The sequence below is a fragment of the Parvibaculum sp. genome (assembly GCF_045863935.1).
Lineage (GTDB): Bacteria > Pseudomonadota > Alphaproteobacteria > Parvibaculales > Parvibaculaceae > Parvibaculum.
Genome location: NZ_BTVP01000023.1, coordinates 45768 through 57056, shown reverse-complemented (window position 1 = coordinate 57056; position 11289 = coordinate 45768). Strand labels below are relative to the sequence as shown.

General features: G+C 62.5%; 14 protein-coding genes. 12 read left to right on the top strand and 2 right to left on the bottom strand.

Annotation, left to right across the window (positions count from 1 at the left end; all coding sequences use genetic code 11):
* Nucleotides 1-163 precede the first annotated feature (163 nt).
* On the top strand, nucleotides 164-1039 hold the full coding sequence (dapA, locus tag ACKUUH_RS11175; RefSeq protein WP_407949996.1) for a 4-hydroxy-tetrahydrodipicolinate synthase: 876 nt from the start codon (nucleotides 164-166) through the stop codon (nucleotides 1037-1039).
* A 21-nt stretch (nucleotides 1040-1060) separates the two neighbouring features.
* On the top strand, nucleotides 1061-1558 hold the full coding sequence (smpB, locus tag ACKUUH_RS11170) for an SsrA-binding protein SmpB (protein WP_407949995.1): 498 nt from the start codon (nucleotides 1061-1063) through the stop codon (nucleotides 1556-1558).
* Between the two features lie 6 nt (nucleotides 1559-1564).
* Here smpB and ACKUUH_RS11165 read toward each other — a convergent pair whose 3' ends face one another.
* Together ACKUUH_RS11165 and ACKUUH_RS11160 are read right to left on the bottom strand one after the other, a co-directional pair.
* Nucleotides 1565-2272 (bottom strand): uracil-DNA glycosylase, encoded by a 708-nt coding sequence (locus tag ACKUUH_RS11165; protein ID WP_407949999.1) that lies wholly within the window; start codon nucleotides 2270-2272, stop codon nucleotides 1565-1567.
* The gene (locus ACKUUH_RS11160) at nucleotides 2220-2846 is read right to left on the bottom strand and encodes an NYN domain-containing protein (RefSeq protein WP_407949998.1); all 627 of its coding nucleotides are present in this window, start codon (nucleotides 2844-2846) and stop codon (nucleotides 2220-2222) included. Before ACKUUH_RS11160 ends, ACKUUH_RS11165 begins: the two co-directional genes overlap by 53 nt.
* 155 nt (nucleotides 2847-3001) lie before the next feature.
* Here ACKUUH_RS11160 and folK point away from each other — a divergent pair, with 155 nt between their 5' ends.
* The 10 genes from folK (at nucleotide 3002) to era (ending at nucleotide 11289) form a co-directional block, all read left to right on the top strand.
* Entirely contained in the window at nucleotides 3002-3544 is a 543-nt protein-coding gene (gene folK / locus ACKUUH_RS11155; protein ID WP_407949994.1) for a 2-amino-4-hydroxy-6-hydroxymethyldihydropteridine diphosphokinase, read from the top strand.
* Between the two features lie 102 nt (nucleotides 3545-3646).
* Nucleotides 3647-4072, top strand: coding sequence for a DNA-directed RNA polymerase subunit omega (gene rpoZ / locus ACKUUH_RS11150; protein WP_407949993.1), 426 nt, complete (start codon nucleotides 3647-3649; stop codon nucleotides 4070-4072).
* 147 nt (nucleotides 4073-4219) lie between these two features.
* Nucleotides 4220-6370 carry a RelA/SpoT family protein gene (locus ACKUUH_RS11145; RefSeq protein ID WP_407949992.1) on the top strand — a complete coding sequence of 717 codons (2151 nt, stop codon included), beginning with the start codon at nucleotides 4220-4222 and terminating at the stop codon, nucleotides 6368-6370.
* 42 nt (nucleotides 6371-6412) lie between these two features.
* Nucleotides 6413-6997 (top strand): orotate phosphoribosyltransferase, encoded by a 585-nt coding sequence (gene pyrE, locus ACKUUH_RS11140; protein WP_407949991.1) that lies wholly within the window; start codon nucleotides 6413-6415, stop codon nucleotides 6995-6997.
* Between the two features lie 16 nt (nucleotides 6998-7013).
* Nucleotides 7014-7637, top strand: a complete 624-nt coding sequence (locus tag ACKUUH_RS11135) for a DUF2062 domain-containing protein (protein ID WP_407949990.1) — start codon at nucleotides 7014-7016, stop codon at nucleotides 7635-7637.
* Nucleotides 7634-8410: a pyridoxine 5'-phosphate synthase gene (locus tag ACKUUH_RS11130; RefSeq protein WP_407949989.1), complete on the top strand. Its 777-nt coding sequence runs from the start codon at nucleotides 7634-7636 to the stop codon at nucleotides 8408-8410. Before ACKUUH_RS11135 ends, ACKUUH_RS11130 begins: the two co-directional genes overlap by 4 nt.
* Nucleotides 8407-8808 carry a holo-ACP synthase gene (gene acpS / locus ACKUUH_RS11125; protein WP_407949988.1) on the top strand — a complete coding sequence of 134 codons (402 nt, stop codon included), beginning with the start codon at nucleotides 8407-8409 and terminating at the stop codon, nucleotides 8806-8808. The genes ACKUUH_RS11130 and acpS overlap by 4 nt, the downstream gene beginning before the upstream one ends.
* An 88-nt stretch (nucleotides 8809-8896) precedes the next feature.
* Nucleotides 8897-9649: a signal peptidase I gene (lepB, locus tag ACKUUH_RS11120; RefSeq protein ID WP_407949997.1), complete on the top strand. Its 753-nt coding sequence runs from the start codon at nucleotides 8897-8899 to the stop codon at nucleotides 9647-9649.
* Entirely contained in the window at nucleotides 9637-10317 is a 681-nt protein-coding gene (rnc, locus tag ACKUUH_RS11115) for a ribonuclease III (protein ID WP_407949987.1), read from the top strand. The genes lepB and rnc overlap by 13 nt, the downstream gene beginning before the upstream one ends.
* A gap of 60 nt (nucleotides 10318-10377) precedes the next feature.
* Nucleotides 10378-11289: a GTPase Era gene (gene era / locus ACKUUH_RS11110; RefSeq protein WP_407949986.1), complete on the top strand. Its 912-nt coding sequence runs from the start codon at nucleotides 10378-10380 to the stop codon at nucleotides 11287-11289.

The window sequence follows — 11289 nt, the reverse complement described above, 5'->3', positions numbered from 1 at the left end:
AGATATTCCACCATTCAGACTACTCATGTGCTAACACGCGCCGCAATAGGCCATATGCTGCGGAACTGGCGGTTTCCTTGCCGGTTCAGCCGCTTATGGTTATCTTGCGCGCCTTCGGGAGTACCCCCCTCCCTCGGAAATCGGGGCAACGGAGCCTAAAGCCATGTTCAAGGGATCGTTCGTCGCACTCATTACGCCGTTCAGGGACGGCAAGGTGGATGAGGCTGCGTTCGTCAAACTGGTGGAATGGCAGATCGAGCAGGGCACTCATGGCCTCGTCCCCTGCGGGACGACCGGCGAGTCGCCGACACTCTCCCACGACGAACACAAGCGGGTGGTGGAACTCTGCATCAAGACGGCGCGGGGCCGGGTGCCCGTGATTGCCGGGGCAGGGTCCAACAACACCGTTGAGGCGATCGAGCTGACAGCCTTCGCCAAGCAGGCCGGTGCGGACGCAGTGCTGAGCGTGACGGGCTACTACAACAAGCCGTCGCAGGAGGGCATCTACCGGCACTTCAAGGCGGTGAACGATGCCGTCGATATTCCGATCATCCTCTACAATATCCCCGGAAGGACCATCGTCGACATTTCGCTCGAGACGATGACCCGGCTGTTCGAATTGAAGAACATCGTGGGGGTGAAGGATGCGACGGCCAATCTCGCCCGCGTGAGCCTGCAGCGTCAGACGATGGGGACGGAGTTCTGCCAGCTGTCCGGCGAGGATGCGACGGCGCTGGGTTTCAACGCACATGGCGGGGTCGGCTGTATTTCCGTCACGGCGAATATCTCGCCGAAGCTCTGTGCCGAATTCCAGGACGCGACGCTGGCCGGCGACTTCAAGAAGGCGCTCGAGATTCAGGACCGGCTGATGCCGCTCCATCACGCCTTGTTCCTCGATCCGAATCCGGCGCCCGCGAAGTATGCGGCAAGCCTGCTCGGGTTCTGCGCGAACGAACTGCGGCTTCCGTTGGTGCCGGCAAGTGCTGCGACCGAAGAGCAGGTGCGGAGCGCGATGCGCAGCGTCGGCCTCCTCAACTGACGAGCGGGAAATCGGGGAGCGATGTCCTCCAAAAGCGGTGGCGCCAAGAAGAAGCCCGGTGACGGGAGCAAGATCATTGCGGATAACCGCAAGGCGCGCTTCAACTACAGCATTGGCGAGACGTTCGAGGCGGGCATCGAGCTCAAGGGGAGCGAGGTGAAGTCGCTGCGCGGCGGGCAGGCCAGCCTCAACGAGGCCTATGCCCAGGTGACGAAGAGCGGCGAGATCATGCTCGTCAACGCCTATATCCCCGTCTATCTCCAGGCGAACCAGTTCAACCACGAGACGCGGCGGCCGCGGAAGCTTCTGCTTCACCGGCGCGAGATCGACAAACTCATGGCGGCGGTGCAGCGGCAGGGTATGACGATCGTTCCGCTGCGCATGTATTTCACCGACCGTGGCCGCGTGAAGGTCGAGATCGGGCTCGCGCAGGGCAAGAAGCTCGCCGACAAGCGCGAGACGCTGAAAGAGCGGAGCTGGGAGCGCGACAAGGCGCGGCTTCTGCGCGAAAAGGGCTAGCGACGCTCAGCCGTCGATGCGCTTTCTGATTTCAGCAAACACGGAATGGAACATCTCCGGCGTCAGACGTCTTGTGTTCGTGTTGTAGCGCGAGCAGTGATAGCTGTCGAAGAGACGAAGGCCTGAGCCGATGTCGTGCTCCGCACCGTGAGCGAAAGTCGCGGCGCTCTTCTTTACGCCTCTCGCCGAAAGCACGGCATCATGCGCGATGCGGCCGAGAGCGAGGATAATTTCAAGATCGGGCAGGGCGCCGATGCGCGCTTTCAGGAAGCCGAGGCAGTTCTTCGCTTCGGCGGGTGTCGGCTTGTTTTGCGGGGGGACGCAGCGCACGGCGTTGGTGATCATGGCGCCGGTGAGCGTGAGACCGTCGTCCGGCCGCGCTTGATAGGTGCCGCGCGCGAAGCCGAATTCGAGGAGTGTTCCGTAGAGGAGGTCGCCCGCAAAATCTCCAGTGAAAGGCCGGCCGGTGCGATTTGCACCTTGCACGCCGGGGGCGAGCCCGACGATGAGCAGGCGGGCTTTCGCGTCACCAAAAGAGGGGACGGGCGCGTTGAACCAGTCCGGATGCGCGACATCGTTCGCCTCGCGATAGGCGACGAGCCGGGGGCAGAGCGGACAGTCGAGCGGCGCTTCGGCTTCGAGAGAAACGGGCACGAGGCGATCAGGCGCGAGCTGGACGTTCGAGTTCGTCGTCGTCCTCTTCTTCATCGTCATAATCGTAGCCGTCATCGTCGTTTCGGATCGGCGCGGCCGGGCGGTCCGCGTGGTTGCGGCCTATCGTGTCGCGAAGCGTTTCGAGGTCGATGAATTGGTCGGCCTGCCGCCGCAACTCGTCGGCAATCATGGGGGGCTGGCTGCGCATGGTCGAAACCACGGTCACGCGCTTGCCGCGGCGCTGCACGGCGTCAACCAGACGGCGGAAGTCACCATCCCCGGAAAAGAGAATCATGTGATCGAGCTTGTCGGCGATTTCGAGGGCATCGATTGCGAGTTCGATGTCCATGTTGCCCTTGATACGGCGGCGGCCGGTCGCGTCCGTGAATTCCTTGGCCGGTTTGGTCACGACGGCGTAGCCATTGTAGTCGAGCCAGTCGATCAGGGGACGGAGCGGCGAATATTCCTGATCGTCGAGGAGGGCGGTGTAGTAAAAGGCGCGGATCAGCGTACCTTTGCCGCGGAAGTGGGTGAGGAGCCGCTTGTAATCGATGTCGAAACCAAGACCACGGGCGGCCGAGTAAAGATTTGCACCGTCGATAAACAGCGCTATGCGCTCATGCGGATAGAAAATCATTGGTGAACTCCCGAAGCCCCCGGGACCCTTATGCCATAAAATATGCCGCGCTTGCCCAGCAGGAGCGGCGAAAGAGGAATACGACCGAAGCCCATGATTCCGCAAGTTTATGGCTGTTTTACAGACAAGGCAGCACGTGGCCGGGAGAGACCATGGCCAGCCGAATCCTGATCGCGCTCGGCGGCAACCTCCCAACCGTCCAGGGCCCTCCCGCCGACACGCTGCGGGCGGCGCTCGCCATGATGCCGGCCTTCGGGATCAAGGTCGTTGCGGTGGCGCCATTCTACAGGACGCCGGCGCTCGCGAGTTATATACAACCGGATTATGTGAATTCCGTGGCGGTTGTCGAAGCGGCGGACCCTCCAAGAGCCCTGCTCGACAAGCTGCACAGGCTGGAGGCGTATTTCGGCCGGGTCCGGCGGGAGCGCTGGGGGCCACGGCCGCTCGACCTCGATCTGCTGGATTTCCGCGGCAAAGTCATTGTTCCGACAGGCCCGACCGGGCGCGAGGCCGGGGCAGGGCCTCTGCCGCTCGCGCTGCCTCATCCAGGTATTTCGGGGCGGGCGTTCGTGTTGTTGCCGCTCCGGGATGTGGCGCCGGACTGGCGCCATCCCGTGACGGGGCGGAGTGTGGGGGACCTGATCGCGGCGCTGCCTGAGGGGGAAGTCCGGGCGGTCCGGCGGGCGGAGAGCTGAAATCGTCGCAGTTTGGCGCGTAAGAGCCTGTTCCGGCTTGCTTTCTACCTTTCGAACCCCTACATACAGGCCAAATCTTGATCCTGCATACCGGAGTTTCGAATGGCCCGCGTGACCGTTGAAGATTGCGTCGACAAGGTGCCCAACCGATTTGAGCTGGTTCTGCTCTCGGCGCACCGCGCGCGCGCCATGTCGGCTGGCGCTGAGCTTACTGTCGACCGCGACAACGACAAGAACCCGGTCGTGGCGCTCCGTGAGATCGCCGATAAGACGATTTTGCCGGAAGATCTTCGCGAAGACCTGATCGGCAGCCTGCAAAGCCGTGTCGAAACGGAAGAGCCGGAAGTCGAAAACATGCAGCTTCTGATGGCCGGCGAGGCGTCTGTCGAAGTGCAGGATACCTTCGGTTCTTCGGAAGAGGGCGGTGACCGCATGAGCGAAGAGGAGCTTCTGCGCGCGATTCAGAGCCAGATCGACTCGCCGCAGCAGAAGTCGGCCGACGCGGACGACATGGACGGGGAAGACTGAGGAAGGGCGAAGATAGGCCGGGAACGCGGCCCCAGGCCCAGACGTCATTCGGTTTCAAGCGCCGCCCGGCCGCAAGGTGAGGGGCGGCGCTTTTCGTTTGGGCGACGTTAGGAAGTTTGCAAGAGAGGACGCAGGAGAATTTCAGGCATGTTGCGTCAGTATGAGCTCGTCGATCGCGTGCTCGGCTACGATCCGAAAGCGGACGAAGCCCTGATCAACCGTGCCTATGTCTATGCCATGAAGCAGCATGGCAGCCAGAAGCGTGCCAGCGGCGATCCCTACTTCTCCCATCCGATCGAAGTGGCCGGCATCCTGACCGACCTGAAGCTCGATACCGCGACTATCGTGACGGCGCTGCTGCACGACACGATCGAGGATACGGGCTCGACCATGGACGAGCTTACGAAGCTCTTCGGGTCGCAGGTCGCCGGACTCGTGGACGGGGTGACGAAGCTCACGCGCATCGAACTCACCTCCGAACGTTCGAAGCAGGCAGAGAATTTCCGCAAGTTCCTGCTCGCGATGTCGAACGACATCCGGGTGTTGCTGGTGAAGCTTGCCGACCGGCTTCACAACATGCGCACGCTCCATTTCATTTCCTCGGCGGAAAAGCGGCAGCGCATCGCACTCGAGACGATGGAAATCTATGCGCCGCTTGCGGGCCGCATGGGTATCCAGGAAATTCGCGAAGAGCTCGAGGACCTTGCATTCAAGGAACTCAATCCGGAGGCGCGCGAGGCGCTCATCAAGCGGCTCAACGAGTTCCGCGAGGCGAGCGGAGACTCGGTCAAGAAGATCGCGAAGGAAATCCAGACGAAGCTCGAAGAGGGCGGCCTTTCCTGCCAGGTGCTCGGTCGAGAAAAGCGCCCCTATTCGATGTGGCGCAAGATGGAGCGGCGCGCGATTTCGCTCGAACAGCTCTCAGATATTTTCGGTTTCCGTGTCATCGTGAACGAGGTGCCGGACTGTTATACGGCCGTCGGTATTCTCCACACCAACTGGCCGATGGTGCCGGGCCGCTTCAAGGACTACATCTCGACGCCGAAGGCGAACGGATATCGTTCGATCCACACGACGATGATCGGGCCGCAGAAGAAGCGCGCCGAGGTGCAGGTACGCACCCGCAAGATGCATGAGGTTGCCGAATACGGCATCGCCGCGCACTGGATCTACAAGGAAAGCGGGGCGGGCGCCGACGCGTCGGGCGAGTTCGCGGCGACGTTCCACTGGCTTCGTCAGCTCATAGAAATGCTGGAGCACGGCGCCTCGCCGGAAGAGTTTCTGGAGCACACGAAACTCCAGATGTATTCCGACCAGGTCTTCTGCTTCACGCCGAACGGCCTTCTCATCACCCTGCCGCGCGGAGCAACGCCGATCGACTTTGCCTATGCGGTGCATACCGATGTCGGCGACACCTGCGTCGGCAGCAAGATCAATGGCCGCCACATGCCGCTTCGCACGCGCCTTGAAAACGGCGACGAGGTGGAGATCATCCGCTCGCAGGCGCAGCGTCCGTCTCCCGCATGGGAAGCCTTCGTTGCGACGGGGAAGGCGCGCTCCGCGATCCGCCGTTCGATCCGCGCGACGAAGCAGGCCGAGTTCAGCCGTCTCGGGCGCCAGATCGTGAAGAGCGCTTTCGATGCGGCGGGCAAGGATGCGAGCGATACCATCCTCGAACGCGCGCTCGGGCCGCTCCGGAAGCCCGACCTCGACGAGCTGATGGCGGCGGTCGGCGACGGGACGCTGAGCGCGCAGCAGGTGATGCAGACCGTCTACCCGACGGAGCAATCGCTGAAGAATGGGCGCAAGCGGACGATCAAGGGCAATGGCAAGGACGTGCAGGATAGCGCCGTGCGCGTGACCGGCAGGGCTGCGGGCCTGGCGATCCGTTTCGCGCCCGACATGTTCCCGCTGCCCGGCGAGCGCATCGTCGGCATCATGATGCCCGGCGAGGGGATCACCATCTACCCGATCGATACACCGGCACTCGAGGAATTCGACGGCGACACGACCCGCTGGATCGACGCCACCTGGGATATCGATCCCGAGCACCCGCAGACCTTTCCCGCGCGCTTGCGGGTCACGGCGAAAAACGAGGTGGGTTCACTCGGACATATCGCCACGTTGATCGCCGACTATGGCAGCAATATTTCGAACCTGTCTCTTGCGCAGCGCGACATGGATTTCTACGACATCCAGATCGACCTCGAGGTCAGGGACCTGAAGCATTTGACGCGCATCATGTCCGCACTGAACGGGCTTTCATGCGTCAATACCGTCATCCGTCCGCGGCGCTGAATGCCGTCCGTTCCATTCGATTTGAAGCCGGTGAAGAAAGATATGGATCAAGAAAAGGTTCTGAAGGAATTCGAGAAGGCGGGGGCGCTGCTTCGTGGCCATTTCATTCTGTCATCGGGGCTCCATAGCCCGGTTTTCCTCCAGAAGGCGCTCGTCTTCATGAACCCGGCGCGGACGGCGAAGCTTTGCAAGGAGCTTGCTGCGAAGATCCGCGAAGAAGTCGACGGCCCCATCGATGCCATTGTTTCGCCCGCTGTGGGTGGAATTATCCCCGGCTATGAGACGGCACGGCATATGAAGGTGCCGGCAATGTATGTCGAGCGGGAGAATGGCGAGTTTGCGCTGCGGCGCGGTTTCGAGCTCAAGAAGGGTATGCGGGTGGTGATGGTCGAGGACATCGTGACGACCGGGCTTTCGTCGCGCGAGTGCATCGAGGCGATCCGGAAGACGGGCGCCAGGGTCGCCGCCGCCGCCTGCCTTATCGACCGCTCCGGCGGCAAGGCGAAGGTTGGTGTGAAGCTCATCTCGCTGGCACGGATCGCCATCCCGGCCTACCCGGCAGACAAGCTGCCGAAAGATCTCGCGGCGCTGCCGGCTACCAAGCCGGGCAGCCGTCATCTGGCTTGAGAAGGAGCGCCCATATTTGTTTCGCCGCCGAGTTGAGCTGCATCCACTCGAGAAACTGAAGGAGTTCTTCTGGCCCCGTTCGGGCTGGAAGCGCACGTTCCAGTATGGGTGGCGGCGTGTGTGGCGGCTCTCGGGCACGCCGCACGCGATTGCGCTCGGCGTTTCGGCGGGGGCTTTCGCGTCCTGTACGCCGTTTTTCGGTTTCCACATCCTGATCGCGATGATGGTTGCCTGGGTGCTCCGCGGCAACCTGATCGCGAGCGCGATCGGTACCTTCATCGGCAATCCGCTGACCTTTCCGGCAATCTGGTTCGTCGTCTACGAGACCGGCCGCTACATGATGGGAACGCCGGCGCCCGCCGATCCGGACATCGCGGAGACGCTGCAGGCAGCACATGCCACCGACATGATCCTGCCATTCATCGTGCCGCTGACGATTGGCGCAATTCCTGTCGGGATCGTGTTCGGATGTATTTCCTATGTGGTTGCGCGGAGCGGCGTGGAGGCCTATCAGGCGCAAAGACGCAAGCTGCTGGCCGAGCGGGTACTGTTGCGCGGCGGTAATGTCGGCGTGCAGGCTGCGCCGGAACATCTGGGCGAACCGGCGACGCCGGACATTTCACGGGGGGATGCTGCATGAGCGGATATCTGAGGCTCGGCGTCAATATCGATCACGTGGCGACGATCCGGAACGCGCGGGGCGGCGAGCATCCCGATCCCGTGCGGGCGGCGAAGGTTGCGGCGGCGGCGGGCGCCGACGGCATCACGGCCCATCTGCGCGAGGACCGGCGGCACATTCGCGACGCGGATATCGAACGGCTGATGGCGGAAGTGGGCCTGCCGCTCAATCTCGAAATGGCGGCGACGCCCGAGATGCTCAACATTGCGCTTCGGCATTGCCCGCACGCCTGCTGCATCGTGCCGGAGCGGCGCGAGGAAGTGACGACAGAGGGCGGGCTCGATGCGGCCGGGCTCCACAACCAGTTGAAGCCCATCGTGGAACGGCTCGGCGAAGCGGGTATCCGCGTATCGCTTTTCATCAACGCGGAGCGGCGCCAGCTCGAAGCGGCGAAGTCGCTTGGGGCGCCCGTGGTGGAACTTCATACCGGCGCTTATTGCGATGTGGCCTTCGCGCGCGAAAATGCAAAGCGCGACGCGGAACTCGCGCGGCTTGCAAACGCAGCGAGAGACGGCGCCGCGCTCGGCCTTGAAGTTCATGCGGGCCATGGGCTTACATTCGACACGGTGGCGCCGGTTGCGGCGATGCCTGAACTTGCCGAACTCAATATCGGCCACTTCCTCATCGGCGAGGCGATCTTCACTGGCCTCGATGCGAGCATCCGGCGGATGCGCGCGACGATGGACGAGGCGAGGGGCGCCGCCGCGAGGCAGGATACGAAAGACCGCGCATGATCATCGGTATCGGCAACGACCTCATCGACATCAGGCGGGTTCAGAAAACGCTCGATCGCTTCGGCGACCGCTTTGTGGAGCGGATATTCACCGATGTCGAGCGAAGGAAATCCGAAGCACGGCGGATGCGCGCGGCCTCCTATGCGAAGCGTTTCGCGGCCAAGGAGGCCTGCTCGAAGGCGCTCGGCACCGGCTTCCGGCGCGGGGTCTTCTGGCGCGACATGGGCGTCGTCAATATTCGGGGCGGGCAGCCGACCATGGCGCTTACGGGCGGCGCGCTGCTGCGGCTCAACGAGATTACGCCGGCGGGCATGGAAGCCGTCATCCACGTGACGATTACCGACGACCATCCGCTGGCACAGGCTTTCGTGATCATTTCGGCCGTCCCGAAGGTCTGAGGCGCGAGGAGAGACGGAGCGGCGGATTGTGGTAAGGTCCGCCGTTTTTTGAGGAGCCGCCGCGATGAGCAGGAGTTGGAAGATGGCGATGAGCGAAAACGCTAAAAAGCTGAGCAGCAGTTCCTGGGCCGAAAATGCCCGGACGATTGCCTATGCTTTGCTGATCGCGCTTTTGATACGGGCGTTCCTGTTCCAGCCCTTTTTCATTCCGTCGAGCTCAATGGAATCGACATTGCTGATCGGCGACTACCTGTTCGTCGCGAAATACAGCTATGGCTATTCGAAGCACTCGCTGCCCTTCTCGCCGCCGCTGTTCAGCGGGCGCGTCATTGGCATGCAGCCGGAGCGCGGCGATGTGGTGGTGTTCAAGCAGCCGATCGACAACCACACCGATTTCATCAAGCGTGTCATAGGCTTACCTGGCGACACGGTGCAGATGAGAGACAGCGTTCTCTATCTCAACGGCAAGCCCGTGCCGCGTGTACGCGTCGACGATTTCATCTATCGCGACCCGACGGGGAATGTCCGCCGCATCCCGCAATACCGCGAAACGCTGCCGAACGGCGTCTCCTACATCACGCTCGACATGATCCGCGACAGCGTGTGGGACAACACCGGACCATATGTCGTGCCGCAGGGCCACTACTTCATGATGGGCGACAATCGCGATAACTCGAGCGACAGTCGTGTAGCGGATTCAGTGGGTTACGTGCCGTTCGAGAACCTGGTCGGCAAGGCGGAGATCATCTTCTTCTCCGCCAACGGGAGCGCGTCGTTCTGGCAATTCTGGAAATGGCCCTGGGCCATCCGCTGGGACCGGATGGGCAAATGGGTGGACTGAGCGCCAAACTCGGAAAGAAATTAGGTCATGATTTCAAGGAGTTGGGCCTTCTTTCCCAGGCACTGACCCATCCGAGCGCGGAGGGGCCGAATTACCAGCGCTTCGAATTCCTGGGCGACCGTGTGCTCGGCCTCGTGATCGCGGACTGGCTGGTGCGCGAATTTCCGCATGCGGACGAAGGCGAATTAGCCATCAGATTCAATGCCCTGGTGCGCAAGGAGGCGTGCGCGGAGGTGGCCTCGCGGCTCGATCTCGGCAGGTTCATCACCATGGGTGCGGGCGAGGAGAAAGCCGGCGGAAGGCAGAAACCCGCCATTCTCGGCGATGCCTGCGAGGCGATGATCGCGGCACTCTATCTTGATGGCGGGATCGAGGCGGCGCGGCGGCTGATTGAACGGGAATGGTCGCATCTCCTTGAAAAATCAGGGAAAATCCAGCAGGACGCGAAGACGGCCTTGCAGGAATGGGCACAGGCCCGCGGCAAACCCGTGCCGAGCTACACTCTGATTGCCCGGACGGGCCCGGACCACGCCCCGGAATTCACGGTGGAAGTCAGCGCAGGCGGCGCCAAGCCATTGAAGGCGCAGGGAAGTTCGAAGCGGCAGGCGGAGCAGGCGGCGGCGCAGGCGATGCTGGAAGAGCTTGGCGTCTGGCCCGAACGGGGATAAGTCCGGCCGGCTGTCATCGAAATGTCATTGAAACGTCACATGAACCACGAAGCGGAAAATATGGAATCGAAAGCGGGGATAAGCCGGTGCGGCTTCGTCGCCATCATCGGCGCGCCGAATGCGGGGAAATCCACGCTGCTCAACCAGCTCGTCGGATCGAAGGTCGCGATCGTCACCCACAAGGTGCAGACGACGCGGGCGCGCATCCGCGGCATCGCCATGGAAGGCGACACGCAGATCGTCTTCGTGGACACGCCCGGCATCTTCAAGCCGAAGCGGCGGCTCGACAGGGCGATGGTGGAGGCCGCCTGGGGCGGGGCGGGGGACGCCGACCTTATCATCCTGATGGTCGACATGGAGAGCGGCCGCGAAGAGGACCTCACCCGGATTGTCGACGGACTGAAGTCGCAGGGGCGGAAAGCGATCCTTGTGCTGAACAAGGTGGACGCCTGTCCGCGCGAGAAGCTGCTGAAGACGGCGGCGGCGCTGAACGAGACCGGTATCTTCACCGAGACCTTCATGATCTCGGCGCTGAAGGGCGACGGGGTGGCGGACCTGAAGAAATATATCGCCGGGCTGATGCCGCCGGGCCCCTGGCATTACCCGGAAGACCAGGCGGCGGACGTGCCGCTGCGCTCGCTCGCGGCGGAGGTGACGCGCGAGAAGCTCTTCCTCCGTCTCCACGACGAACTGCCCTATTCGCTGACCGTGGAGACGGAAAGCTGGGAGCAGAAGAAGGACGGCTCGATCCGCATCAGCCAAGTGATCTTCGTCGAACGCGACAGCCAGAAGAAGATCGCGCTCGGCAAGGGCGGACAGACGATCAAGACCGTCGGCCAGCTCGCGCGCGAAGAGCTTGAAGAGATGCTCGGCTGCCGCGTGCATCTGTTCCTGTTCGTGAAGGTGCGCGAGAACTGGTCGGACGACCGCGAGCGCTACCGCGAGATGGGGCTCGATTTTCCGAAGGAGTGA

Excerpts from the sequence above, each read along its gene's own strand:
- dapA (WP_407949996.1), top strand. The coding sequence starts at position 164 with ATGTTCAAGGGATCGTTCGTCGCACTCATTACGCCGTTCAGGGACGGC.
- smpB (WP_407949995.1), top strand. The coding sequence starts at position 1,061 with ATGTCCTCCAAAAGCGGTGGCGCCAAGAAGAAGCCCGGTGACGGGAGC.
- ACKUUH_RS11165 (WP_407949999.1), bottom strand. The coding sequence starts at position 2,272 with ATGACGATGAAGAAGAGGACGACGACGAACTCGAACGTCCAGCTCGCG.
- folK (WP_407949994.1), top strand. The coding sequence starts at position 3,002 with ATGGCCAGCCGAATCCTGATCGCGCTCGGCGGCAACCTCCCAACCGTC.
- rpoZ (WP_407949993.1), top strand. The coding sequence starts at position 3,647 with ATGGCCCGCGTGACCGTTGAAGATTGCGTCGACAAGGTGCCCAACCGA.
- ACKUUH_RS11145 (WP_407949992.1), top strand. The coding sequence starts at position 4,220 with ATGTTGCGTCAGTATGAGCTCGTCGATCGCGTGCTCGGCTACGATCCG.
- pyrE (WP_407949991.1), top strand. The coding sequence starts at position 6,413 with ATGGATCAAGAAAAGGTTCTGAAGGAATTCGAGAAGGCGGGGGCGCTG.
- ACKUUH_RS11130 (WP_407949989.1), top strand. The coding sequence starts at position 7,634 with ATGAGCGGATATCTGAGGCTCGGCGTCAATATCGATCACGTGGCGACG.
- acpS (WP_407949988.1), top strand. The coding sequence starts at position 8,407 with ATGATCATCGGTATCGGCAACGACCTCATCGACATCAGGCGGGTTCAG.
- lepB (WP_407949997.1), top strand. The coding sequence starts at position 8,897 with ATGAGCGAAAACGCTAAAAAGCTGAGCAGCAGTTCCTGGGCCGAAAAT.
- rnc (WP_407949987.1), top strand. The coding sequence starts at position 9,637 with ATGGGTGGACTGAGCGCCAAACTCGGAAAGAAATTAGGTCATGATTTC.
- era (WP_407949986.1), top strand. The coding sequence starts at position 10,378 with ATGGAATCGAAAGCGGGGATAAGCCGGTGCGGCTTCGTCGCCATCATC.